The organism is Pseudoalteromonas simplex (assembly GCF_015278155.1).
Lineage (GTDB): Bacteria > Pseudomonadota > Gammaproteobacteria > Enterobacterales > Alteromonadaceae > Pseudoalteromonas > Pseudoalteromonas simplex.
The window spans coordinates 97,183-121,635 of the sequence record NZ_JADILN010000008.1; the positions used below are offsets into that span (position 1 = coordinate 97,183).

Annotated in this window: 22 protein-coding genes; 4 read left to right on the plus strand and 18 right to left on the minus strand. The window is 42.4% G+C overall.

Annotated elements, in window-relative coordinates; genetic code table 11:
• Window positions 1–96: 96 nt before the first annotated feature.
• The 3 genes from metH to IRQ78_RS15155 are packed head-to-tail and all read right to left on the minus strand — an operon-like array spanning window position 97 to window position 4,741.
• Window positions 97–2,727 carry a methionine synthase gene (gene metH / locus IRQ78_RS15150; RefSeq protein WP_228482650.1) on the minus strand — a complete coding sequence of 877 codons (2,631 nt, stop codon included), beginning with the start codon at window positions 2,725–2,727 and terminating at the stop codon, window positions 97–99.
• 9 nt (window positions 2,728–2,736) lie between these two features.
• The gene (locus IRQ78_RS20670; protein WP_228482651.1) at window positions 2,737–3,804 is read right to left on the minus strand and encodes a homocysteine S-methyltransferase family protein; all 1,068 of its coding nucleotides are present in this window, start codon (window positions 3,802–3,804) and stop codon (window positions 2,737–2,739) included.
• Complete coding sequence (locus IRQ78_RS15155) at window positions 3,794–4,741, minus strand: homoserine O-succinyltransferase (protein ID WP_194442608.1); 948 nt, start codon at window positions 4,739–4,741, stop codon at window positions 3,794–3,796. Before IRQ78_RS15155 ends, IRQ78_RS20670 begins: the two co-directional genes overlap by 11 nt.
• Before the next feature lie 246 nt (window positions 4,742–4,987).
• Between IRQ78_RS15155 and ettA the strand changes: the two genes are divergently transcribed.
• The 3 genes from ettA to IRQ78_RS15170 all read left to right on the plus strand — a co-directional run bounded on the left by ettA (window position 4,988) and on the right by IRQ78_RS15170 (window position 8,103).
• The gene (gene ettA / locus IRQ78_RS15160; protein WP_054562291.1) at window positions 4,988–6,661 is read left to right on the plus strand and encodes an energy-dependent translational throttle protein EttA; all 1,674 of its coding nucleotides are present in this window, start codon (window positions 4,988–4,990) and stop codon (window positions 6,659–6,661) included.
• Window positions 6,662–6,775: 114 nt separating this feature from the next.
• Entirely contained in the window at window positions 6,776–7,141 is a 366-nt protein-coding gene (locus IRQ78_RS15165) for a PilZ domain-containing protein (RefSeq protein WP_054554294.1), read from the plus strand.
• A 53-nt stretch (window positions 7,142–7,194) separates the two neighbouring features.
• Window positions 7,195–8,103 carry a histone deacetylase family protein gene (locus tag IRQ78_RS15170; RefSeq protein WP_194442609.1) on the plus strand — a complete coding sequence of 303 codons (909 nt, stop codon included), beginning with the start codon at window positions 7,195–7,197 and terminating at the stop codon, window positions 8,101–8,103.
• 81 nt (window positions 8,104–8,184) lie between these two features.
• On the opposite strand, the gene cyoE is transcribed toward IRQ78_RS15170, so the two are convergent.
• The 6 genes from cyoE to IRQ78_RS15200 all read right to left on the minus strand — a co-directional run bounded on the left by cyoE (window position 8,185) and on the right by IRQ78_RS15200 (window position 13,763).
• Entirely contained in the window at window positions 8,185–9,069 is an 885-nt protein-coding gene (cyoE, locus tag IRQ78_RS15175) for a heme o synthase (protein WP_054554292.1), read from the minus strand.
• 141 nt (window positions 9,070–9,210) lie between these two features.
• Window positions 9,211–9,570, minus strand: a complete 360-nt coding sequence (gene cyoD / locus IRQ78_RS15180; RefSeq protein ID WP_138600215.1) for a cytochrome o ubiquinol oxidase subunit IV — start codon at window positions 9,568–9,570, stop codon at window positions 9,211–9,213.
• Window positions 9,570–10,205, minus strand: coding sequence for a cytochrome o ubiquinol oxidase subunit III (gene cyoC / locus IRQ78_RS15185; RefSeq protein ID WP_054554290.1), 636 nt, complete (start codon window positions 10,203–10,205; stop codon window positions 9,570–9,572). Before cyoC ends, cyoD begins: the two co-directional genes overlap by 1 nt.
• The gene (gene cyoB / locus IRQ78_RS15190; protein ID WP_054554289.1) at window positions 10,202–12,190 is read right to left on the minus strand and encodes a cytochrome o ubiquinol oxidase subunit I; all 1,989 of its coding nucleotides are present in this window, start codon (window positions 12,188–12,190) and stop codon (window positions 10,202–10,204) included. Before cyoB ends, cyoC begins: the two co-directional genes overlap by 4 nt.
• A 2-nt stretch (window positions 12,191–12,192) precedes the next feature.
• Window positions 12,193–13,107, minus strand: a complete 915-nt coding sequence (cyoA, locus tag IRQ78_RS15195) for a ubiquinol oxidase subunit II (protein WP_054562298.1) — start codon at window positions 13,105–13,107, stop codon at window positions 12,193–12,195.
• 236 nt (window positions 13,108–13,343) lie between these two features.
• Window positions 13,344–13,763: a hypothetical protein gene (locus IRQ78_RS15200; RefSeq protein WP_063706310.1), complete on the minus strand. Its 420-nt coding sequence runs from the start codon at window positions 13,761–13,763 to the stop codon at window positions 13,344–13,346.
• Between the two features lie 414 nt (window positions 13,764–14,177).
• Between IRQ78_RS15200 and IRQ78_RS15205 the strand changes: the two genes are divergently transcribed.
• The gene (locus IRQ78_RS15205; RefSeq protein ID WP_194442610.1) at window positions 14,178–15,533 is read left to right on the plus strand and encodes a M14 family zinc carboxypeptidase; all 1,356 of its coding nucleotides are present in this window, start codon (window positions 14,178–14,180) and stop codon (window positions 15,531–15,533) included.
• A gap of 213 nt (window positions 15,534–15,746) precedes the next feature.
• Here IRQ78_RS15205 and IRQ78_RS15210 read toward each other — a convergent pair whose 3' ends face one another.
• The 9 genes from IRQ78_RS15210 to IRQ78_RS15250 all read right to left on the minus strand — a co-directional run bounded on the left by IRQ78_RS15210 (window position 15,747) and on the right by IRQ78_RS15250 (window position 24,403).
• Window positions 15,747–16,724, minus strand: coding sequence for a transposase (locus IRQ78_RS15210; protein WP_194442611.1), 978 nt, complete (start codon window positions 16,722–16,724; stop codon window positions 15,747–15,749).
• Window positions 16,725–16,915: 191 nt separating this feature from the next.
• A complete protein-coding gene (nqrM, locus tag IRQ78_RS15215) occupies window positions 16,916–17,128 on the minus strand; it encodes a (Na+)-NQR maturation NqrM (protein ID WP_055020649.1) in 213 nt (70 codons plus the stop codon).
• A 338-nt stretch (window positions 17,129–17,466) separates the two neighbouring features.
• On the minus strand, window positions 17,467–18,498 hold the full coding sequence (locus IRQ78_RS15220; RefSeq protein WP_138618069.1) for an FAD:protein FMN transferase: 1,032 nt from the start codon (window positions 18,496–18,498) through the stop codon (window positions 17,467–17,469).
• Between the two features lie 112 nt (window positions 18,499–18,610).
• On the minus strand, window positions 18,611–19,837 hold the full coding sequence (nqrF, locus tag IRQ78_RS15225; RefSeq protein ID WP_054554282.1) for an NADH:ubiquinone reductase (Na(+)-transporting) subunit F: 1,227 nt from the start codon (window positions 19,835–19,837) through the stop codon (window positions 18,611–18,613).
• Between the two features lie 19 nt (window positions 19,838–19,856).
• Complete coding sequence (gene nqrE, locus IRQ78_RS15230) at window positions 19,857–20,465, minus strand: NADH:ubiquinone reductase (Na(+)-transporting) subunit E (protein WP_016708692.1); 609 nt, start codon at window positions 20,463–20,465, stop codon at window positions 19,857–19,859.
• Window positions 20,466–20,475: 10 nt separating this feature from the next.
• Window positions 20,476–21,108 carry an NADH:ubiquinone reductase (Na(+)-transporting) subunit D gene (locus IRQ78_RS15235; protein WP_054554281.1) on the minus strand — a complete coding sequence of 211 codons (633 nt, stop codon included), beginning with the start codon at window positions 21,106–21,108 and terminating at the stop codon, window positions 20,476–20,478.
• The gene (locus IRQ78_RS15240; RefSeq protein WP_054562304.1) at window positions 21,108–21,860 is read right to left on the minus strand and encodes a Na(+)-translocating NADH-quinone reductase subunit C; all 753 of its coding nucleotides are present in this window, start codon (window positions 21,858–21,860) and stop codon (window positions 21,108–21,110) included. The genes IRQ78_RS15235 and IRQ78_RS15240 overlap by 1 nt, the downstream gene beginning before the upstream one ends.
• The gene (locus IRQ78_RS15245; protein WP_054554279.1) at window positions 21,853–23,055 is read right to left on the minus strand and encodes an NADH:ubiquinone reductase (Na(+)-transporting) subunit B; all 1,203 of its coding nucleotides are present in this window, start codon (window positions 23,053–23,055) and stop codon (window positions 21,853–21,855) included. Before IRQ78_RS15245 ends, IRQ78_RS15240 begins: the two co-directional genes overlap by 8 nt.
• Before the next feature lie 4 nt (window positions 23,056–23,059).
• Window positions 23,060–24,403, minus strand: a complete 1,344-nt coding sequence (locus IRQ78_RS15250) for a Na(+)-translocating NADH-quinone reductase subunit A (RefSeq protein WP_054562348.1) — start codon at window positions 24,401–24,403, stop codon at window positions 23,060–23,062.
• Between the last annotated feature and the right edge of the window lie 50 nt (window positions 24,404–24,453).

Below are 24,453 nucleotides of genomic sequence, written 5' to 3' on the forward strand. Positions count from 1 at the left end.
AATTAAAAAGAAAAAAGTATGATTAAAAATAGGCATAAAAAACGAGCCATTTGGGACTCGTTTTTAATTTAAACAAAAGCGAATAACTAAAGGTTATTATTCTGGTTCATAGCCCAAATTAGGCGACAACCAACGCTCAGCTTCTGCAAGAGTCATGTTGGTACGCTTAGCGTAATCTTCAACCTGATCTTGTTGAATTTGCGCCACTGCGTAGTACTTAGCTTCAGGGTGAGAAAAATACCAACCAGATACCGCCGCACCCGGCCACATTGCATATGAACTTGTTAGCTTCATGCCAATACGCTGTTCGGTATCAAGTAACTGCCAGATTTTCTTCTTCTCTGTATGTTCAGGACAAGCAGGGTAACCTGGCGCTGGGCGAATACCTTGGTAGTTTTCACGAATAAGTTCATCGTTCGATAGATTTTCATCTACCGCATAGCCCCAATACTCTTTACGCACTTGCTCATGCAAGTACTCAGCAAACGCCTCAGCTAAACGGTCTGCAACGGCTTTAACCATAATCTTATTATAATCATCTTGCTTCGCATCGAAGGCATCGGCAAGGTCGTCTTCTTCAAGACCACCGGTAACCGCAAACGCACCAAAGTAGTCAGGAGTGCCTTTAGGCGCAATATAGTCAGCTAAACAGTAGTTAGCAAAGTCGGTTTTTTCAGTTTGCTGACGTAAATGACACGATGTAGTTAAAAGCGTTGTACGCGACTCATCGGTGTAAATCTCAATGTCATCCCCTACTCGGTTTGCAGGGAATAAACCAATGACACCTAGAGGTTGTAGTGCACCTGATTGCTCTAGCTCATCAAGCATTGCATTAGCATCAGCGAATAAGCTTTTAGCCTGTTCACCTACAATTTCATCTTCAAGAATACGTGGATACTTACCAGCGATTGACCACGTCATGAAATAAGGTGTCCAGTCGATATACTGTCTTAACGTCGCAATCGAAACATCTTTAAACTCAGTCACACCCAGTTTTTTCGGTACAGGTGGCGTGTAGTTGTCCCAATCGAGTTTTACAGCGTTGTCGCGAGCACGCTGTAAAGTAACGGGTTTTGAGCGCGGCTTTTTACGTGCTTGTTGTTCACGTACTTTTTCATACTCAGCCTTGGTTTTCTCTAAAAATGCTGGCTTTAACTCTTTCGACAATAAATTAGAAACCACACCTACAGCGCGGCTGGCATTATTTACATAAACCACACCTTTATCATACTGAGGCTCAATTTTAACCGCAGTATGCGCTTTAGAGGTTGTTGCACCACCAATCAGTAGCGGTAATTCAAAACCACGACGGGTCATTTCTTTCGCAACATGCACCATTTCATCAAGTGATGGGGTAATAAGCCCTGATAAACCAATAATGTCGGCTTTTTCGTCAATGGCGGTTTGCAAGATTTTCTCTGCCGGCACCATCACACCAAGGTCGATAACCTCGTAGTTATTACATTGCAGTACCACGCCTACAATATTCTTACCAATGTCGTGTACGTCGCCCTTAACGGTTGCCATAACCACTTTACCATTGGTAGCGCCCTCTTCTTTTTCAGCTTCAATGAAAGGGTCAAGATAGGCAACTGCGCGCTTCATCACACGAGCTGACTTAACAACCTGAGGTAAGAACATTTTACCCGCACCGAATAAGTCACCTACTACGTTCATGCCGTCCATAAGCGGGCCTTCAATCACTTCGATAGGCTTAGCTTTGCTCTTACGGCACTCTTCGGTATCTTCGTCGATGTACTCGGTAATGCCTTTTACTAGCGCATGTTCAAGGCGCTTTTCAACAGGCCAAGTACGCCACTCTAAATCTTCTACTTTCTCTGCTTGCGCCATACCAGAGTATTTTGGTGCAAGTTCAACAAGTCGTTCACCGGCACCTGGGTCGGTATTGAGGATCACATCTTCTACAGCTTTACGCAGCTCTTCGGGGATATCGTCGTAAACCGCTAATTGGCCCGCATTTACAATGCCCATGTCCATACCCGCTTTAATCGCGTGGTATAAAAACACAGAGTGAATAGCCTCACGTACTGGGTTGTTACCACGGAACGAGAACGACACATTCGATACACCACCCGACACTTTACAGTGCGGTAAGCCTTGCTTAATTCGGCGCGTACCTTCAATAAACTCAACAGCGTAGTTATCGTGCTCTTCAATGCCCGTTGCGACGGCAAAAATGTTCGGGTCAAAAATAATGTCTTCTGGCGGAAAGCCAATATCATCAACGAGTATTTTATAACTACGCTGACAAATCTCGAACTTACGATCAGCAGTTTCTGCTTGCCCGGTTTCATCAAACGCCATTACAACCGCAGCAGCACCAAAGCGTTTAATTAACTTAGCTTGGCGGATGAACGGCTCTTCACCTTCTTTAAGTGAAATTGAGTTTACAATGGCCTTACCTTGAATACACTTTAAGCCTGCTTCAATCACTTCCCATTTAGATGAGTCGACCATGATAGGTACTTTTGAGATATCAGGCTCTGAGGCAATTAAGTTTAAAAACTTTACCATCGCCGCTTTCGAGTCCAACATGGCTTCATCCATGTTGATATCAATTACTTGCGCGCCATTTTCTACTTGTTCACGGGCAACATCGAGAGCGGTCTCGTAATCTTCTTCCATGATCAAGCGCTTAAACTTAGCCGAGCCTGTTACATTGGTACGCTCACCGACGTTAGTAAATACAGCAATTTGGTCAGTCATGTCGGTTTCCTAGTTTAAGTTACACGCTTCAAGGCCCGATAAGCGCATACGCACTTCAAGCTCAGGTAATTGGCGAGGTTTAACACCTTCAAGGCCTTTCGCAAACGCCTTAATATGAGCCGGTGTGGTGCCGCAACAACCACCTACAATATTGATAAAGCCAGACTTGCCCCAATCAATAATTTCTTGGGCCATTTCAGGAGCTTCTAAATCATATTCGCCAAACTCGTTCGGTAAACCTGCATTTGGATGCACCGAGGTAAAGGTTTCACAAACGCGCGATAACTCTTCAACATACTGGCGCAGTAAGTCAGGGCCAAGGGCGCAGTTAAGGCCGATTGATAGCGGTTTAATATGGCGAATTGAGTTATAAAATGCTTCTGTGGTTTGCCCTGATAAAGTTCGGCCTGAGGCATCGGTAATGGTGCCTGAGATCATCACAGGTAAACTACGACCAGCTTGCTCGAATGCTTCTTCTACAGCAAACGAAGCCGCTTTTGCATTAAGGGTATCAAAGATGGTTTCTATTAAAATAAGATCAGCACCACCTTCCATCAGTGCCAGTGTTGACTCAACGTACGCCGCCACCAGCTTATCAAAGTTGATATTACGATAACCTGGGTCATTTACATCTGGTGAAATAGAACAGGTTTTTGACGTTGGCCCAAGTACACCGGCTACATAACGCGGTTTGCTAGGATCTTTTGCTTCAAGTTCATCACACACGCTGCGTGCAAGCTTCGCTGACTCGAAGTTGATTTCGCGGCTAAGGCTCGCCATGTCGTAATCTTCCATCGAAATAGTCGTGGCATTAAAGGTATTCGTTTCGATGATATCGGCACCGGCTTCTAAGTAAGCACGGTGAATATCAGCAATGATTTTTGGCTGAGTTAGGCTTAATAAATCGTTATTGCCTTTAATAAGTACATGCCAATCTTTAAAGCGCTCACCGCGATAATCCTGTTCTTCTAATTTATATTCTTGGATCATGGTGCCCATCGCGCCATCGAGGATTAAAATTCGCTGTTTTAGCGCCTCGTTTAATTGTTCGCGTTTATTCACTGCATTACTCGGCATAGTTGTTAGTCCTTACATCTTGGCTAACTAAGTTAATATCATACGGTGTAGTTTGGTACACATAATAGTTTAACCAATTCGAAAACAATAAAAAGGCATGGCTTTGCCACGTTTTCGACGGTTCGTTGTCTGGGTTATCGTCAGGGAAGTAGTTTTCTGGCTTAGGCGCATCCGCTGATTTTTCTTGGTCGCGTAAATACTCCCCTTTTAAGGTATGAGCATCGTACTCTGGATGGCCAGTAATATACACTTGGCTGCCTGATTTATTTTTAATTAAGTAAGCACCAACTCGCTCTGATCCGGCTAACACCACCAGCTCTTCGCAGGCAGTGATCTTATCGATATCAATATGACCATAACGAGAGTGTGGCACTAAAAAGGTATCATCAAAACCACGAGTGAGTGCTGCATGGTCAAAATAACTTTTATGGGTAAATACGCCGCTTAATTTATTTGGTTTAAGTTCGCGCTTAAGGCCATAGTGATGATATAGACCCGCATGGGCCGCCCAACACGAAAACAGCGTAGACGTAACATGTTGCTCAGCCCAATCTAAAATAACTTTTAGCTCGTCCCAGTAAGCAACTTCGTCATACTCTAAATGAGCAAGCGGCGCGCCTGTTATGATCATGGCATCGTAGTTATTATCTTTCACTTCTGAAAAATAGCGATAAAACGTATCCATGTGCTGCTCAGAGTGACTACTGGTGCGGTGAGTATCTAAGCGCAACAGCTCAACATTAACTTGTAGCGGTGAATTAGCTAACAAGCGAATAAACTGCACTTCGGTTTCAACCTTGTTTGGCATTAAGTTTAAGATGGCCAAACGCATTGGGCGTATCTCTTGCGTTTTCGCGCGACTTTTTGGCATTACAAACACGTTTTCTTGGCGTAATTTTGCAATGGCTGGCAATTCATCTTTTACTGTAATGGGCATAGCTGGCTCCGAGCATACTTATCTGACTGCTAATTATGAACGGATAGTTAGAAATTTCAACCTCTAGATGTTTAGATGTCCAAATGAAGTGGTGTTTCTGAGTGGTCATTAATTAAAATGTATGACTCTTTGAGTAAATAACACCTTGATGATAAGCCTATCATAAACGCTGAATTCTGTATTTTGAGGTAGTTTGGGTATACAATACTTGCTGTTAATTTTTCTTATAAATTGAAGGCTCCTTTCATGGTGTTACCAGATAAGTTTATATTCTCGATGAGTCGAGTTTCTAAGGTTGTGCCACCTAAGCGCACTATCTTAAAAGATATTTCTTTACACTTTTTCCCAGGCGCAAAAATTGGTGTGCTAGGTCTAAACGGTGCAGGTAAATCAACATTACTTCGCATTATGGCTGGTGTTGACCAAGACTTTGAAGGTGAAGCTCGCCCTCAACCAGGCACTAAAATCGGTTACTTACCGCAAGAGCCTGTGCTAGACGAAAGCAAAACAGTTCGCGAAACAGTAGAAGAAGCAGTAAGCGAAGTTAAAAATGCACTAAACCGCCTTGATGAAGTATACAACGAGTATGCAATGGACGGTGCTGACTTCGATGCGCTTGCTAAAGAGCAAGGCGAACTTGAAGCTATCATCCAAGCGCACGACGGTCACAATATCGACAACGTGTTAGAACGTGCAGCTGATGCATTACGCCTTCCACCTTGGGATGCAAAAATTGAACACCTTTCGGGTGGTGAGCGTCGCCGTGTTGCGATCTGTCGTTTACTACTTGAAAAACCAGATATGCTTATTCTTGACGAACCTACCAACCACTTAGACGCTGAGTCAGTTGCTTGGTTAGAGCGTTTCTTACACGACTACGAAGGTACCGTGGTTGCTGTAACCCACGACCGTTACTTCTTAGATAACGTAGCAGGTTGGATTTTAGAGCTTGACCGTGGTGAAGGTATTCCTTGGGAAGGTAACTACTCATCGTGGCTTGAGCAAAAAGATTTACGTTTACAACAAGAACAGAAATCTGAAAAAGCACGTCAAAAATCAATCGCGCAAGAACTTGAATGGGTTCGTTCAAACCCGAAAGGCCGTCAAGCTAAGTCTAAAGCACGTATGGCACAGTTCTCTGAGCTTCAGCAAAACGATTACCAAAAGCGTAACGAAACGAATGAACTATTCATTCCACCGGGTCCACGCTTAGGTGATCAAGTTATCGAAGTGAAAGGCCTGAAGAAGAGCTTTGGCGACCGCGTATTAATCGATGACCTAAACTTTGCAATGCCGAAAGGCGCTATCGTAGGTATTATCGGTGCCAATGGTGCGGGTAAATCAACGCTATTCAAAATGCTAAGTGGTGAAGAAACGCCAGATAGCGGTGAGATCATTGTTGGTGACACTGTTGAGCTTGCAACGGTTGATCAGTTCCGTGGCGACATGGACGAAAGCAACACGGTTTTCCAAGAAATCTCTAACGGCCAAGACGTATTAAAAATTGGTAACTTTGAATTCCCAAGCCGTGCCTATGTTGGCCGCTTTAACTTCAAAGGTAACGACCAACAAAAATTCGTTAAAGACCTATCCGGTGGTGAGCGCAACCGTTTACACCTAGCTAAGCTATTAAAAGCAGGTGGCAACGTATTACTACTGGATGAGCCAACCAATGACCTAGACGTTGAAACACTACGTGCACTTGAGAACGCTATTTTAGAGTTCCCTGGCTGTGTAATGTGTATCTCGCATGACCGTTGGTTCCTTGACCGTATTGCTACACATATTCTTGATTACCGTGACGAAGGCCAAATTAACTTCTTCGATGGTAACTACACAGAATACGAAGAGTGGTTGAAGAAAACCTTAGGCGCAGAAGCGGCACAACCTAAGCGTATTAAATACAAAAAAATTGGCTAATTAGCTGATACTCAAAAAGCCCCTACTCAGGGGCTTTTTTGTTGTATTAAGCTTTGCTATCACTCACTCCATTATGATCTATACTATTAAGTAACTAAAGTTGGAGATACAGCTATGAATGAACGCAGAGAGTTTTCGCGGGTATTATTTTCTTGCCCTGCGGTCCTTCGTATCGAAGATAACGACTATCACTGTCAGTTACTTGATCTATCTTTGCAAGGTGCGCTCATTACTAAAAGTGATTCATTTTTAGTGCCTATTCATAGTAAAGCTGACTTAATCTTTACCCTGCCAGAATCAACTATCGAGATTAAAATGCAAGTGGAGCTGTGCCATGTTGAGCATCAGCATGCAGGCCTTCGCTGCGAACATATCGATATTGATAGTATTACTCACTTAAAACGATTGATTGAGCTCAACCTGGGTGATGAGGCATTATTACATCGCGAGTTAGCTCATTTAATTCACGCGCCAGAGTAAACATTTGCCGTTAGATTCGTTATGCTGTAGCAAATTCAGCTATTTAATAAGCTATGCAGTTAAATCCCCACTTACCCTTGGTGTATCATCCAAATTACTCGTTTAGTTTCGATCCTAACCATCGCTTTGTGATGAGTAAGTTTGCTTATTTATATGAGCATGTGCAAAACCTTGGATTAATAAATGACAACCTAACTCAACCGATGCTTGGCAGCCCTGAGCCCCTTGAGTTAGTGCACTGCGAAAATTATATCCACGACCTTTGGCACAACCGCTTAGATGAAAAAGCGATGCGCCGTATTGGCTTACCTTGGTCAAAAGAGCTGATGGCACGTACCTTTACTGCGCCTCTGGGCACCTTACAAACAGCACGTTTAGCTCTTAAACATGGCATTGCTTGCCACTTAGCGGGTGGCACTCATCATGCTCATACTGATTTTGGCTCAGGCTATTGCATGGTAAACGACCTCGCTTTCACCAGCGAAACCCTGATAAAAAGTGGTGAAGTAACCAATATACTTATTTTTGATTTAGATGTTCATCAAGGTGATGGTACCGCAGCAATGCTGGCGCATCAGCCCTATGCTTATACCTGCTCTATTCACTGTGAAAAGAATTTTCCGTTTCGAAAATCAGCCAGCGATTTAGATATAGGTTTAGCACCGAATGTCGCTGATAGTGAATACCTAGGCGTTGTTGACAATACGCTGAGTTATTTATTAAACACCCTAAACCCAGACTTAGTACTTTATGATGCAGGTGTAGATGTATGGCAGCAAGATGGCTTAGGAAAACTTGATATAAGCTGGCAAGGGATAGCACAACGCGACCATTTAGTTCTCAAACGCTGCCTTGAACACAATGTACCTGTCGCAACCGTGATTGGTGGTGGTTATGATAAAGACCATCGCCGTTTAGCGGCTCGTCATGGCATTGTAGTAGAGCAAGCTGCTCGATTTTAAAAACAACAAAGAAAAAAGGCCCGGTGGAGAAAAAACCGGGCCTTTGCTACTGTAACATTGGGATATGTTAGCAACTTTTTTCTAAGTTAAAACAAGTAGCTGTGGAGCTACCGAATGGTAATCTAAAGCCATCGCTATGCTCAAAACCGTGATGTTTACAATTGAAAAAGCAAACACTTGGCGCGCCCAGCCGCTTACATCAATATTGCGACGATAGCCACGAAGCGCCATTAGCAACCACCAAAAACTCGTTGTACAAGCTACAGCCATAAAGGCTAAACCTGTATAACCACTAATGGTTAATAACATCACAACCAACGCATACACGGCGATATATAAAACAATGTGATGCTTTGCCTTCTCGATCCCCTGCGCTACTGGTAACACAGGAATTCTGGCCGCTTGGTAGTCGTTATAACGAAAGATTGCAATTGCATATGAATGAGGCATTTGCCATAGACTAAACATGACCAATAAAATCACAGCACCAGCATCAAACTGCCCAGTTACGGCACAATAACCCACTACAGGCGGTACTGCGCCAGATAAACTTCCTACAAAGGTGCCGTACACAGAACGACGTTTCATATATAAGCTGTACACACCTACGTAGATGACGTAACCAAAAGTAGCAAATAAGAGTGCCACTACGTTGGTATACACAGCTAATAACCCGAAACCAATAACACCAAGCACGATGCCATGTGCCATAGCCGCCTTTGCTGACATTTCGCCAGTTACTGTGACGCGTTTGCGAGTGCGCGCCATAGCAACATCAATATCACGATCAATCACGTTATTGATCGCGCATCCTGATGCCACTACTAAAGATAACCCTAGTAAGGTTGCGATCATTAACCATGGGTCAATATCACCGCGAGAGGCTAGCAAGAATCCCCCCGCGACAGAGATCAAATTGCCCATGATAATGCCAGGTTTAGTGACATTTAAATAACGTCGAAACACTTCCTCGACTCCTCTAATTTTCAGCACAAACGCAATATTACGAAAGAAACTAGCTAGTAACAGACTGTAAGAACTGGAGACACAACCTCAGACTAACCAGCTCCTTTCGTAAATCTTTTACCAATTACAAAGTAATTGTTATTAGTACATCATCATGGCGTTCGATTCGTAGATGATCCACACCGACAAACCAACCACCATTACAATGATTAAAGCACTAAAGATAAACGACAATGAACTTGCCTTGCCGTCTTCAGTTTTGAAGTTTAGGTGTAAGAAATATTTCAAATGCACCCAAATTTGCACAATCGCCATGCTCACGATGCACCATGCAGTGGTCGTTTTAGAAAACGAACCACTCATCACAGCCCAAAATGGAATAGCCGTTAAAACCACTGACAGTAGAAAACCAATTAAATAGTCTTTAACGCTGCCATGTGATTGATCATTATGTGCATGAACTTCTAAGTTATTAATTACATGTGATTCACTGTGACTCATTACATTGCTCCCATTAAATAAACAACGGTAAATACACAAATCCACACCACATCTAAGAAGTGCCAGAATAAGCTTAAACAACTTAGGCGTGTCACTGTTTGTGGGTTTAAACCACGGCGCACAACTTCAATCATCAGGACAGTCATCCAAATAAGACCCGCTGTAACGTGAAGACCATGTAAGCCCACTAAAGAGAAGAACGATGTTAAAAAGGCACTTTGCTGAGGGCCATTACCGTGCGCAATTAGGTGATGAAATTCGTACACTTCCATACCAATAAACACTGCACCAAAGGCAAAGGTAACCAGCAACCAAGTTAACGTAGCCGCCTTTTTCTGCCCATGAGCAGAGATCATCGCAAAACCAAAAGTGATACTACTAAGTAGTAGAGCTGCGGTTTCAACCGCAACAAAATCAAGTTCAAAAATATCTTTACCCGACACACCGCCAGCAGTGTTCATAAACAATACTGCGTAGGTTGCAAAAAATGATGCAAACAACAAACAGTCAGTCATAAGATAAAGCCAGAAACCAAATACGGTGTTACCACCTGTATCGTGGTGCTCATGGTCATGTGCATCGACATGACCGTGTGCGCCGTTTAAGGTGTCGAGTCCTGCAGAAATGCTACTCATGCATTCACCTCCTTCGTAGCGGCTGTATTGTGAGCCGTTTCTAGTTCAACAATTTCATCTGGTTGCACGTAGTAATCAACATCGCTGGTGTAACAACGTTTGATGAACACCACGATAGCACCCAGTAAACCAAAGGCTGCAAGCCACCAAATGTGCCAGATCATGGCAAAACAGAAGGTTGTTAAAGCTGCGCTCATTAATACACCTGCCGATGTATTCTTTGGCATATGAATTGGGCTATAAGAGGCTTCTTGCTTGTAAGCTAAGCCTTTCTCTTTCATGTCTGTCCACGCATCGATGTCATCAACATGAGGGATTTTCGCAAAGTTGTAGTACTGCGGAGGTGAAGCAGATGCCCACTCAAGAGTATGACCATTCCACGGATCGCCCGTTGTATCATCAAGTTGCTCGCGGTTTTTGAAGCTCACTACAAGTTGTACAACTTGGAACAAGATACCGAACATAATGATCACCGCACCGCCAGCTGCAATGTATAACCAAATGTTCCAATCAGGGTTGTTCGTGTGGTTTAAGCGACGTGTCATACCTAAGAAACCAAGTACGTATAACGGCATAAATGCCACGAAGAAACCAATTAACCAGCACCAGAAAGATCGTCTGCCCCAGCTCTCGTCAAGTTTGAATCCCATTGCTTTAGGGAACCAAAACGCAAAACCAGCTAAATAACCAAATACCGCACCACCAATGATGGTGTTATGGAAGTGAGCGATTAAGAATAAGCTGTTGTGTAATACGTAGTCAGCACCAGGAATAGCAAGTAATACACCGGTCATACCACCGATAGTGAACGTCACCATAAAACCTAAAGTCCAAAGGACAGGCACAGTAATACGTAAACGACCACGATACATAGTGAATAACCAGTTAAATAACTTAACCCCGGTCGGTACCGCAATAACCATGGTCATAACACCAAAGAAGGCATTAACGTTAGCGCTTGAGCCCATAGTAAAGAAGTGATGAAGCCAAACGATAAAACCTAAAATCGAAATTGCACCGCTTGCATAAACCATCGACTTATAACCAAACAGGCGTTTACCAGCAAACGTTGAGATAACTTCTGAGAAAATACCGAACGCAGGTAAGATCAGAATGTAAACTTCAGGGTGACCCCATGCCCAGAATAAGTTGATGTACATCATCGCGTTACCACCTAATTCATTCGTGAAGAAGTGGAAATCGAGATAACGATCAAGCGTTAACATAGCCAGTACAGCAGTTAAAATTGGGAACGATGCTGCAATTAAGATATTCGCCCACGTGCATGCCCAAGTAAAAATAGGCATTTTCATTAATGTCATGCCTGGTGCACGCATTTTAAATACAGTCGCTAAGAAGTTTACCGATGTTAATAAGGTACCCAAGCCGGATATCTGCAAGGCCCATATATAATAATCGACCCCGACACCTGGACTGAATGACAACTCTGACAACGGTGGATATGCCACCCAACCCGTTTTCGCAAACTCACCAAAGAATAATGAGATATTGATTAGGATTGCACCGCCAGCAGTTAACCAAAAGCTAAGGTTATTTAAGAATGGGAATGCAACATCACGGGCACCAATTTGCAGAGGTAAAATGATGTTCATTAAACCAATCATAAACGGCATCGCCATAAAGATGATCATGATCACCCCGTGTGCCGTAAATATTTGGTCATAGTGCTCTGGTGGTAAGTAACCACTTGCACCGCCAGTAGCCATTGCTAATTGCAGTCGCATCATAATGGCATCCGCGAAACCACGGAAAAGCATGATAAGCGCAAGAATGATGTACATAACACCTAAACGCTTATGGTCAATTGAGGTGATCCAGTCGTGCCAAATCACGCCCCACTTTTTATATTTTGTTACTAAGCCTGCCACTAACAGACCTAAGACAGCAACAACCGTCATGGTAACCATGATAATTGGTTCATGAAACGGGATTGCGTCTAATGTTAATTTACCTAACAACGACATGATTATTCCTCGTCCTCGCTGTGCTTCTTATGAGCTGAGTGCTCTGGCATAGCGTGTTGCATTGCACCGTGAGAGCCATGCGCTTGCATATATTTCATTACGATTGAATGGAACATATCTTTATCTACGCTGGCATAGTATTTAACTGGGTCGTATTCACTTGGTTTTGCAAGTTCAACATAGCTTTGCTTAGTCAATGCAGAACCAGTATTTTTTACTTTGTTTACCCAAGCATCGAAATCAGCTTCTGTGGCTGTTGCAATGGCATCGAACTTCATACCTGTGAAACCTGCACCACTGTAGTTAGCAGAGAAGCCTTTAAAAGTACCCGGCTCATCAGCAATTAAATGAAGCTTTGTTTCCATGCCTGCCATTGAATAAATTTGGCTACCAAGCTGTGGAATGAAAAACGAGTTCATGGTGCTTTCTGAGGTGATCTTGTACTGCACTGGCACATTGGCAGGAAAAACAAGCTCATTCACTGTGGCGATGCCTTGCTCTGGATAAATGAATAGCCATTTCCAGTTCAAAGAAACAACCTCAACAGTAAGGTGCTTACCTTTACCCTCAAGTGGTTTATATGGGTCAAGTTGTTGCGTTGACTGCCACGTGATCACACCTAAAATCGCAACGATGATGATAGGAATGGTCCAAACTACAGCTTCAATCTTGTTTGAGTGCGCCCACTTTGGAGCGTAAATTTCTTGATCTCGTCCATCACGGTATTTCCATGCAAAATAAATTGTCATGGCAATAACTGGAATCACAACAATCAGCATTAACACCGTAGCTACGATAATTAAATACTTCTCGTCGACACCAATTTGACCTTTTGGATCGAGTACCCCGCCTTTACAGCCAGACAAGGCCAGCACTAAAGACGCTAGAGCAATATTACAAAGGTTTCGAATTGACAAAGGAATATCCTACAACCTAAAAGTTAACACTTGTCGAAATAAGAACACGACGCTTTTCTGCAACAGATGCTACAGATATCCCTCGGCTGACTAACGAGCACGACAAATCGGCACGCTAAGAAGTGAGGGAGTTTAGGTTGGCTGACTGAAATTTGGGCGTAAAAAACCCACTAGGTGCTTAGTAAAGACAACTTAGAAAACGACTAAAATGGCTGAACTTAAGCAACAAAGCTTATTTACAGACAACCACTTACACGAGGAGGAGCACGACAGCCATGAGCGCTGTGTACTACTAAAGACTTTATCGTTTCACGCGCAGCGAAGGCCGCTTTACGTAAAATGACACCTGCACGACGCGCAGGGAAGAAATGGAAGACCAACCAGCATAAACCAATAAGTAATTGGCAAGACACCACAGGGTAAGCTAAAAAACTCAAAACATTAAGCAACGGTGTTTCGTATAAAGCACCTTCACTTAATAAACTTCTTAGCCCGTGAGCATCTTCTAATGTACCGTTGATTAGCATGGCTGAATTAATCAGCAACAAGGCTAAAACTGACATTAGTTCTTTGCCAGCAAAAAACGCACGCGCAGCCAATTGCAACCTAGCTAAGCTAGACTGTTTGACACCTTGTGACTGATTAATTGCTCGCAAAACTCACGCCTTTTATCGCTTTTACTGCATTTTAGGTAAATGGCTTACCCTATTTTTTAATGCGGTAACATGATCTTCATCAATAAAGTTTCAGTAATTACTGAAATTTCGATGTGGAGTATAACAAAGTCAACAGACGGTACAAGTAGAATTTTACAGCACACGGTTAAGTATTGTTTAGCCATTTGATAATAAACTGTAAAAAAACAAACCTATTGAAGCTAAGTACTTAAAAGTAATACTGTATTTTATATAGCGTAAAGCTATGAAGAAAAAGAAAATAGCATAAAAATAGCGATTTAAAGCATACTTAGTCAGTAGCAATCGAAGCTTTAATACTGAACAAGGATTAGCCAAACCATTAAAAATATAATATTCTACATAATATTAAAATAAAGAATAAAAGAGATAATTATGCGCCTATATGTACTCGCCACAGCCCTTTTAGCACTAAGTACCAGTACACTTGCAAATACGATTGAAGACACCGCTGTAGCTGGCTTAGATAAACCTGCGATTTACTACGCCGATATAGAACCTCACTTAAAAAGCGCAGCAAAACACCCCAGCGTCACATTAAAACAAATCGGCACCTCTTTCCAAGGACAGGCACTTAATTCTCTTAAAATCGGCACAGGCCCAATCAAAGTGATGATGTGGAGCCAAATGCACGGCGACGAAAATACAGCAACTGCCGCACTAATGGATTTTTTAAGCTTTATAACAGCAGATGAAAACGCACAATGGCTAGAACGCTGGCAACATAAAATAACGCTTCTCATAATCCCTATGGTGAACCCCGATGGCGCTGCAGTTCAAACCCGTCATAATGCTCAAGGCATTGATTTAAATCGAGATGCAAAAGCCCTTCGCACAAAAGAAGGGCAAATACTCATGGCTGCTGCAAATGAATTCAAACCTGACTTCTGCTTTAATTTACATGATCAGAATGCCTATTACGGTGCCGGAAAAATGGGAGAACAAGCCACTATTTCAGTGCTAGCACCCGCCTATAATGAAGCAAGAGAAGTGAATAAAATTCGTGGTGAGGCTATGCAATTTATTGCTCATTTAGCCAAAACGGTTGAAACCATGATCCCAGGGCACTTGGGGAAGTACAACGACAGTTACTCTTATCGCAGTTTTGGAGATACTTTTTCGGAAAAAGGTATCCGAACTATATTAATTGAATCAGGTGCTTACCCAAACGACCCAAACCGACAAATAGCCCGTAAAGTTAACCGTGTTTTATATAAAAAGACTATTGATTCAATAACTTCACAGGAATGGAAAAGCGCTAAAATAGCCCAGTACCACGCCATTCCATTTAACACTAAAGACAATTGGGTAGACTTACTAATAGATGATGTAACTGTAAAGAGTGAGCTAGGTGATTACCAGATAGATATAGCAATAAACAACAAAGGACAGTCACCCATTATTAAAGAGTTGGGGGATATAAGCAGTATCCGCCAAGGTTACACGAGTTTAGATGCAAGCAACCTGAACTTTAGAACCGGTAACAGTTTTGTTTTAAATGAGTCGTTAACGCTTACCGAAAATAAATATAAAGAGCTTTTAATACAAGGCTATAGTTGCTTTTCTGGCGATATTAATATGCTAGAAAACTCCACAAATTGGCCAGTTTACACATGCAAAAGTGTATTTACATCAATACCTTCACTTCATGCACCTGCCGCCTTTTTCTTACAAGCAAATGGCAAAAATAAGTACGCAGTTTTAGGAGCTGAGCTAATTAATTTAGATTAAACACGATTTAAAAGGATAGGCACTGTTAAAAGTGCCTGTTAAACCTCCAAATACCTTAAATTTGTTACCTAAAATAATCTCTGTGTAGGCAACCTATCCTATTAGCTTAATTTAACAACAAAAACCAAGATAAAAGATTTAGCTTTATGAGAATTAAAAGCACAAGTTAGCTGCAAGTGTTTGCAAAAAATAAAAGTCGAGAGAAATTTAAGGTTAACTAGCAAGTAATAACTTACAGCTTGCTAGATTACTTCGTCGCTTACGCGCAGTTTTACTGCAATAACTTCCGATAGCACCCACTCGACCTGCAGCTCCACGAAATAAGTTTTCAAATTGAGTTGTTAGTTTTAACCATTTTTCCGGTTCGAAATTCAGCCTTTCAAGAATAGGAGGTAAATGATGCTCTATATATCCCGGCTTATCCGCGCTGATACAACGCCCAGTTTGCTCTACCAGTAACAAGTATGACTTTAACTCAAAAGGTATTCCCTTTGATTTATACTTACTTATGCCACCAATAAAACGAGCTAGTAATTTAGGTTGCTTTGACTCCTTCACGCTCTGGCATCGCTTTTTAAAGCTGGTATAGTCCGATTGCTCCGGCGTGCTCGCAGCTTTAGCACGAACAGGGTTTAAATCAACATAGGCCATACATGCTAAAAGTGCTGATTCATCAAGGAGTGCTTGGCTTTTGAAACGCCCTTCCCAAAAGTGACCTGTACACTCGTCTTCTTTATTCGCACGTCTGGCAATATATTCATTAAGCATTCGCATAAACCAACTAATGCTAGAAAGCCGCGCTCTATATTCTGCAACCTCTTTATTTAAGAATACTTTCTGACCATCACTTAGCGGCTCACCATAGAGAAACTTTTGACCTAAAGGCGTCATTTTACTGAGCTTAAACCAGCGTAAAAGGATGGACTTATCGGTTAACCTATTTGCTTTTTTATCATCAACATAAAGCACAAGATGCGTATGATTGCTCATCACTGCATAAGCACATACATCAATGCAAAATACCTTTGCAAGAGCAAGCAGACGCTGTTCAACCCACCCTCTGCGGTGTTCATATGATTTACCTGTGAGTGTGTCTTCTCCACAAAGGTAGGCACGTCTAACACAGCGAGATACACAATGATAATATTTGGTATTCGACAAACAGATTTGCCGCTTCCTTGCTAAAGCCATCGTCCACTCCTTGAACTGATAAATTGAAATGCATTAGCTGTAACTAAAGTGTAGACAAAATCTTTTTTACTGCAAGAATGAGTTCATGGATAAAAGTGACTGTCTTTGTAAATATTCAAAATAGTTTTAAAGTGACTGTCCATGTAAAATTTAGGTATTAAAAAAGCGCCTTTGGGCGCTTTTTTTTGTGGTTAAAGAATTTGATTCTCTTTCCAGACTTGTTCTTTTGCCATGCGCTTTTTACGCTTGTCACATGGGTCGTCGCAGTCGCAAGCTTTGTCGATACCAACAGCGCCTAGGCCACCACAACTACTGGCCATAGATTTCTTTTGCACAATCATGCCGACAGCCATCGCCGCCACAATTAAAATAAGTAGACCAAATGTAAGAAGAAAAAGTGACATTGCTTTGCCCCTATCGTCAGCAATTAAATCGAGCCCAACTAATTAGGCTGCATGTATTATATACCTAAACGACCTCAAGGTGCGAGTTTCAGTTAGAATTAAACGCGATTTAGGCAAGGCATTGATTGCAAGCAATAGTGGTTCTATTGTTAAAATCAATAACGCAGTATAAATCGCTTTAAACCAATCCTTTGGTCGCTTCACAGGCGCTTACTCTCATCGTTGTTAGTTCGTTCTGGGACTGCCATTGTTCCCAAGTAACGCCTTGATATTAAGCCCTGTGGAACGCAGAATTCTGCATCTTGAGGCGGCTTGGGTATACACTGCTTCTTGCCCTGCTACAAATATGGTTTAAATGCAGGGCTTGAATAAGTTACTAAACCATTGTCTGACTTACCAATTAAGTACACCGGCAAATCGTGCTCTTCGGCGTATTTCTGCGCCTTTTCCATGCCCATCACTGTAATTGCCGTCGCTAAGCCATCTGCAGTCATCGCTGATGGGTGTAAAACAGTAACTGATACCAAATCATGACGGCTCGGCATACCTGTTACAGGGTCAATTAAGTGGCTATAGGTAACACCATCCATTTCGTAAAAAATTCGGTAATCACCGGATGTCGCAATACCATTAGTACCCGGCTCAATTACTTTATGTACTTTACGCACGCCAGGCTCAGCATCAGGCTGCTCAATAGCTATTTTCCAAGTGATGTTGTTTGGCTTAATACCCGACACACGAAGCTCACCACCAATCTCAACCATATAATTAGTAAAACCATGGCTTTCAATCACTTGTGCTACTTTATCAATACCATAGCCTTTTGCTGTAGCAGAAAACGACAGCTCTAAACCATCAATCGTCTTCATAAGACCAGCATCTGTAAGTTCAAGCTTATCAACACCAATTTTGGCAACCATTGCGGCCAAGGCTTCATCGCTTGGGCGTTTAGTCGGCTTTTTATCTGGACCAAAGCCCCACAAGTCAATAAGTGGCCCCATGGTCACATCTAACGTTTTTGTTGATTCGCCAAGGCGAATTGATTCAGCTACCACGTTTCTAAAATCAGCGCTTATTGGCATTACCTGCCCTGCTGGTAACTGGTTGAACTGGTTAATTTCTGAATCAGGAATGTAAGTCGACATAGATTGATTTACATCTTTAAGCACTTGCTTAATTTCCGGGTGTAAATCAACACCTGCAACCTTTGAAGACTCTGCAAACACCTTAATGTGATAAGTGGTGCCCATTGTCTTACCTTCAAAATAAAGCTCTTCAGCCTTATCTGATTGACCGCAGCCAGCCATGAGTAAAGTCATAGTTAATAGGAAAAAGGCCATCAAGCCTTGGCGATAAAACACTCTATTCATAGCATTCACCTTGTAGATACCACGGAGTTCGGTATAGAAATAAAAAAGCCTCGTAACACTAAGTGCTACGAGGCCTGTATTCTAACCAAAACTAATTGTTTTGTGTATGGTGTTAGCCACCGAAGTCATCTAATAAGATGTTTTCGTCTTCTACACCAAGATCTTTAAGCATGTTGATAACAGCCGCGTTCATCATTGGAGGACCACACATGTAGAACTCACAATCTTCAGGCGCTTCATGATCTTTCAAGTAGTTTTCATAAAGTACGTTATGGATGAAGCCTGTGTAACCTTCCCAGTTATCTTCTGGTTGTGGATCAGACAGTGCTGTGTGCCATACGAAGTTATCGTTTTCTGCTGCTAAGCCGTCGAAATCTTCTACGTAGAACATTTCACGCTTAGAACGCGCACCATACCAGAAGCTCATCTTACGCTTAGATTGTAAACGCTTAAGTTGGTCAAAGATATGTGAACGCATTGGTGCCATACCTGCACCACCACCAACGAATACCATTTCTGCATCAGTGTCTTTCGCGAAGAACTCACCGAATGGACCAGAGATAGTCACTTTATCACCTTCTTTTAATGACCAAATGTACGAAGACATTTTACCACATGGAAGGCTTAGGTCTCTTGGCGGCGGCGTAGCGATACGCACGTTAAGCATGATAATGCCTTCTTCTTCTGGGTAGTTAGCCATTGAGTATGCACGAATTGTTTCGTCGTCTACTTTAGACTCCAGATCGAAGAAACCGAAGTGGTTCCAGTCGCCACGATACTCTTCTGGAATATCGAAATCAGCGTATTTAACGTGGTGAGCTGGTGCTTCAATTTGAATATAACCACCGGCACGGAAAGGTACTGACTCGCCATCAGGAATTTGTAACTTAAGTTCCTTGATGAACGTTGCCTTGTTATCGTTAGAGATAACAGTACATTCCCACTTCTTAACACCGAAAATTGACTCTTCAAGTTCAATTTCCATGTCGTTCTTAACATTTACCTGACACGCTAAACGGCAGCCTTCACGAGCTTCACCTTTAGAGATGTGATCAAGTTCTGTTGGTAAGATATCGCCGCCACCTTCTTTGATGTGAACACGACACTGACCACAAGAGCCACCGCCACCACATGCAGATGAAACGAAGATACCTGAATCAGCTAGCGCGCCTAATAGCTTGCTACCTGCAGATGTTTTAATAGCTTTTTCTGGGTCGCCATTAATTCCGATGATGATATCGCCGCTTGCTACTAATTTAGATTTAGCACCAATGATAACTAAAACTAAAATAACAACGATAGCGATGAAAACACCAACGCCTAAGAAAATCTCATTCATGATTTATCCTCGCTACCTATTAAAGTGAAATACCAGAGAATGACATAAAGCCAAGACCCATAAGACCAACAGTGATGAAAGTAATACCTAAACCACGTAAGCCATCAGGAACGTCTGAGTACTTCATTTTTTCACGGATACCAGCAAGTAAAGTAATTGCTAGTGCCCAGCCCACACCTGAACCGATACCATAAACAACAGACTCGCCGAAGTTATAGTTACGCTCAACCATGAAAGATACCGCACCGAAGATCGCACAGTTAACTGTGATCAGTGGTAAGAAGATACCTAACGCGTTGTAAAGTGCAGGGAAGAACTTATCTAATGCCATTTCAAGAATTTGTACAAGTGCTGCAATAACACCGATGAAAGTCAAGAAACGTAAGAAGCTAAGGTCTGCTTCTGGGTAGCCAAGCCACTCTAATGCACCAGGTGCAAGAACAGCGTGATAAACCAAGTTATTTACAGGTACTGAGATACCTAGTACCACGATAACTGCCACACCTAGGCCGATTGACGTTGTTACTTTCTTTGATACAGCAAGGAAAGTACACATACCTAGGAAGAAGGCTAAAGCTAAGTTTTCAATGAAAACTGCTTTTACAAATAAACTAATATAATGTTCCACTGCTCGCCCCTTACGCTTTTGCTTCTACTTGGTCTTTCTTGAAGGTACGAAGTACCCAGATGAATAAACCAATAATGAAGAATGCACTCGGTGGTAAAATCAATAGACCCATTGGTTGATACCAGCCACCATTTTGAACTAATGGAATAATATCAACACCGAATAGTGAACCTTTACCGAATAACTCACGGATGAAACCAACAGTTAGTAGTACTACTGAGTAGCCTAAACCGTTACCGATACCGTCTAAGAAAGACATTAACGGTGGTGACTTCATTGCGTATGCTTCAGCACGACCCATTACGATACAGTTTGTAATGATTAGACCAACGAATACTGAAAGCTCTTTAGCAGTTGCATAAGAGAATGCTTGCAGTACTTGGTCAACAACGATTACAAGTGATGCGATGATCGTCATTTGCACGATGATACGTACAGATGATGGGATGTGGTTACGAATTGACGAAATAAACAAGCTAGAAAACGCAGTTACTAGTGTCAATGCGATTGACATGATTAGTGCATTTTTTAAGCTTGATGTTACCGCTAGCGCAGAACAAATACCTAGTACTTGTAATGCAATCGGGTTATTTGCGAATACCGGGCCAAATAGGACCGACTTCATTTCTTTAGTATCAGCCATTATTTCAACGCTCCTTCACGTACTTTCGCAAGGAATGGACCAAAGCCATGCTCGCCAGTCCAGAAGTCAACTGTGTGATCAACACCGTTTGAAGTTAATGTTGCACCAGAAAGACCATCGATTTGATGTTCGTTCTTCGCACCGCTCTTCATGATATTGATTGGTAACTCTTTACCTTGCCATTTAGCAGTCCATTGTGGATTTTGGATTTCACCACCTAGACCTGGCGTTTCGTTGTGCTTGAAGAAGTTGATGTTTTTAACTGTTTCACCATCGCTTTCAAGCGCTAAGAAGCCGTACATTACACCCCAAAGGCCATAACCTTGGATTGGTAGAATGATTGCGTCTGTAGAACCATCAGGTTTCTTCGAAATATATACAGGTGAATTTTTTGTCATACGCTGAATACCAGCGATGTCTTTAATTCCTTCTGCTTTCAACGCAAAGCTACGAGCTTGGTCGAATTTTGTTTTCTCGAAGTCAAATGAGTTAGGATCAGCACCTTCAACAAACTCACCTGTGTTCATGTCTACAACACGTGCTTCAATTTTTGAGTTAAAGGTATCTGACACAGTACCTGATACTTCAATGCCTGCAGCCGCTAAGATATTGCGTTGAATATCTTGTGTTTTGTTAGCTTGCTGTAAAGGACGAAGCTGAACTGAAGCAAACGATACGATGATTGCACACACTAAACATAGTGCAACAACAACGGTTAGCGTTTTGCCGATTGATTCGTTATTACTAGACATTACGTGCCAACCTCCGCTTGATATTAGCTTGCACTACAAAGTGATCGAATAATGGTGCAAATAAGTTAGCAAATAAGATTGCTAGCATCATACCTTCTGGGAATGCCGGGTTAACAACACGGATCATTACAACCATAAAGCCGATTAACGCACCGTAAGCGAACTTACCTTTGTCTGTGAATGATGCAGATACAGGGTCTGTTGCCATGAAGAACATACCAAATGCAAAACCACCAAGAACTAAGTGCCAGTGCCAAGGCATAGCAAATACAGCGTTAGTTTCTGAACCAATTGTATTTAGTAAGAATGCCGTTGCAACCATACCTAGGAATACACCTAGTACGATACGCCATGAAGCGATACGCACGTAAATTAGGAATAAACCACCGATTAATAGTGCTAGTGTTGACGTCTCACCCATAGAACCTTGAATGAAACCGTAGAACGCATTCCACCATAGCTCCATGTTGCTGTAATCAAGTGAACCAACAACAGCTTGGCCAAGCATAGTTGCACCAGAGAATGAATCTACTGCTGTCCATACTGTGTCACCTGAAATTTGCGCTGGGTATGCGAAGAATAAGAACGCACGACCGGCAAGAGCAGGGTTAAGGAAGTTACGACCTGTACCACCAAAGATTTCTTTAGCGATTACAACACCAAACGTAATACCTAGTGCAACTTGCCATAAAGGAATCGTTGCAGGCAGGATTAGTGCAAATAATACAGATGTTACGAAGAAACCTTCATTTACTTCGTGCTTACGCACTGAAGCAAATAGCACTTCCCAGAAACCACCCACAGCAAATGTTACTGCGTATATTGGTAAGAAGAAGCAGGCACCGTAAAACATTTTCGCGCCCCAACCAGAATCAGCAGTTAATTCACCACCGAATAATTGGAACAAACCAACTTGCCATGTGTTTGCTAGTTCAAAACCTTGCGCTAAAGCACCTGCGGCCTGATGACCGATGTTGAACATACCAAAGAACATTGCAGGGAACGTCGCCATCCACACTAAAATCATCATACGTTTTAGGTCGATGTTATCGCGAACGTGTGTTTTGCCTTTATTTACATAACCAGGCGTGTAGAAAATAGTCGCTGCAGCTTCGTAAAGCGCATACCATTTTTCGTGTTTACCACCCGGTTCAAAATGCGGCTCAATATCTTCTAGAAATTTCTTTAAACCCATCTCTCTAGCCTTCCTTCTCGATCGTAGTCAAGCAATCGCGTAGGATTGAACCGTACTCGTATTTACCTGGACAAACGAAGGTACATAATGCTAAATCTTCTTCATCAAGCTCTAGCGCACCTAACGAAATAGCACCATCAAGATCACGTGCGATTAAATCACGTAATAATAGTGTAGGTAGGATGTCTAAAGGCATAACACGCTCATAGCTACCAATTGGAACCATGGCACGCTTCGAACCACCTGTTGAAGTCGTCATGTTAAATAGACGGCTAGGAGCAAGGTGAGATAAGAAGGTACGTGTTACTGAGAACTTGTTAGCACCTGGTGCGATCCAACCGAATAGCTCTTTTTCGCGACCTTCAAGTAATACTGATACTTGAACATGGTAACGACCTAAGAACGCGTGTGGACCTTGAGAGATAGCGCCTGATAATACAGAACCAGAAATTACACGGTTATCACCGTCTTCTAATTCACCAGCAACTAAATCATCTAAAGATGCACCTAGCTGAGTTTTCACTAAGCGTGGGTTTTTAACACGTGGACCAGCAAGCGAAACAACACGGTCTGTGAAGATTTCACCTGTTAGGAATAAATTACCAAACGCGATTACGTCTTGGTAACCTAAGTGCCAAACCTGCTTGCTTGCAGAAACTGGGTCTAAGTTATGAATGTGTGTACCAACAAGACCTGCCGGGTGCTTACCACCAAACTCATGTACTTCTACTTGAGGGATTGATGAACTAGGCACTTGGCTACCAGCTTGTTTACAAACAAATACTTTGCCGTCAGTTAAACGAGATACCACAGCTAAACCTGCTTCAAATGCTTGAGTGTTTTCAGCAATGATTACTGCAGGATCTGCAGCTAGCGGGTTAGTGTCGATAGCCGTTACAAAGATAGAGCTAGGATTTGCATCCAAAGCAGCTACTCTGCTGAATGGGCGAGCACGTAGTGCTGTCCATTGACCTGACTGAACTAGTACTTCTTTCACTTTTTCACGGTCTAAGCCCGAAAGCTCGTCGGCCTTGAAAGAGTCAAAGGTGATTTGCTCACTGCCATTAACTTCAATAACAACAGATTGCAGCACACGTTTAGCACCACGATTGATTTCTTTAACTACCCCAGAAGCTGGTGCAGTAAATAAGACGCCTGGGTTCTTTTTGTCTTCAAAAAGTACCTGGCCTTTTTTGACTTGGTCATCCACGCGAACATGCATGGTTGGACGCATACCAATATATTCTTCACCTAGCACAGCTACACGTTTGACGGCAGAACCATCGTGAATAACTTGCTGAGGTGCGCCCTCTATCGGTAAATCCAGACCTTTTTTTATGTTGATCATACGCACTTGCATTACATTAACGGAAAGAAACTGAAAAATCGTACCAACCA

Bases quoted from the DNA above. Each gene is read 5' to 3' on its own strand.
- metH (WP_228482650.1), bottom strand. From the start codon at position 2,727: ATGACTGACCAAATTGCTGTATTTACTAACGTCGGTGAGCGTACCAAT.
- IRQ78_RS20670 (WP_228482651.1), bottom strand. From the start codon at position 3,804: ATGCCGAGTAATGCAGTGAATAAACGCGAACAATTAAACGAGGCGCTA.
- IRQ78_RS15155 (WP_194442608.1), bottom strand. From the start codon at position 4,741: ATGCCCATTACAGTAAAAGATGAATTGCCAGCCATTGCAAAATTACGC.
- ettA (WP_054562291.1), top strand. From the start codon at position 4,988: ATGGTGTTACCAGATAAGTTTATATTCTCGATGAGTCGAGTTTCTAAG.
- IRQ78_RS15165 (WP_054554294.1), top strand. From the start codon at position 6,776: ATGAATGAACGCAGAGAGTTTTCGCGGGTATTATTTTCTTGCCCTGCG.
- IRQ78_RS15170 (WP_194442609.1), top strand. From the start codon at position 7,195: ATGCAGTTAAATCCCCACTTACCCTTGGTGTATCATCCAAATTACTCG.
- cyoD (WP_138600215.1), bottom strand. From the start codon at position 9,570: ATGAGTCACAGTGAATCACATGTAATTAATAACTTAGAAGTTCATGCA.
- cyoC (WP_054554290.1), bottom strand. From the start codon at position 10,205: ATGAGTAGCATTTCTGCAGGACTCGACACCTTAAACGGCGCACACGGT.
- cyoB (WP_054554289.1), bottom strand. From the start codon at position 12,190: ATGTCGTTGTTAGGTAAATTAACATTAGACGCAATCCCGTTTCATGAA.
- IRQ78_RS15205 (WP_194442610.1), top strand. From the start codon at position 14,178: ATGCGCCTATATGTACTCGCCACAGCCCTTTTAGCACTAAGTACCAGT.
- IRQ78_RS15210 (WP_194442611.1), bottom strand. From the start codon at position 16,724: ATGGCTTTAGCAAGGAAGCGGCAAATCTGTTTGTCGAATACCAAATAT.
- nqrM (WP_055020649.1), bottom strand. From the start codon at position 17,128: ATGTCACTTTTTCTTCTTACATTTGGTCTACTTATTTTAATTGTGGCG.
- IRQ78_RS15220 (WP_138618069.1), bottom strand. From the start codon at position 18,498: ATGAATAGAGTGTTTTATCGCCAAGGCTTGATGGCCTTTTTCCTATTA.
- nqrF (WP_054554282.1), bottom strand. From the start codon at position 19,837: ATGAATGAGATTTTCTTAGGCGTTGGTGTTTTCATCGCTATCGTTGTT.
- IRQ78_RS15235 (WP_054554281.1), bottom strand. From the start codon at position 21,108: ATGGCTGATACTAAAGAAATGAAGTCGGTCCTATTTGGCCCGGTATTC.
- IRQ78_RS15240 (WP_054562304.1), bottom strand. From the start codon at position 21,860: ATGTCTAGTAATAACGAATCAATCGGCAAAACGCTAACCGTTGTTGTT.
- IRQ78_RS15245 (WP_054554279.1), bottom strand. From the start codon at position 23,055: ATGGGTTTAAAGAAATTTCTAGAAGATATTGAGCCGCATTTTGAACCG.
- IRQ78_RS15250 (WP_054562348.1), bottom strand. From the start codon at position 24,403: ATGATCAACATAAAAAAAGGTCTGGATTTACCGATAGAGGGCGCACCT.